At 50.9% G+C, this 232-nt stretch carries 1 rRNA gene; it reads right to left on the reverse strand.

The annotated features are described in order from the left end of the window. Positions 1–232 (reverse strand): 23S ribosomal RNA (locus ACE418_RS13590); the annotation flags it as partial.

Below are 232 nucleotides of genomic sequence, written 5' to 3' on the forward strand. Positions count from 1 at the left end.
GGGTAGATCACTGTGGTTTCGGGTCTACTCCAACTAACTATACGCCCTGTTCAGACTCGCTTTCGCTGCGGCTCCGCATTTTCTGCTTAACCTCGCTAGCTGAAGTAACTCGCCGGTTCATTCTTCAATAGGCACGCCGTCGACCATATAAAGGTCTTCGACTGCTTGTAGACATACGGTTTCAGGTTCTCTTTCATTCCCCTCCCGGGGTTCTTTTCACCTTTCCCTCACG

Source organism: Megasphaera jansseni, from assembly GCF_047974155.1.
Classification (GTDB): Bacteria; Bacillota; Negativicutes; order Veillonellales; family Megasphaeraceae; genus Megasphaera.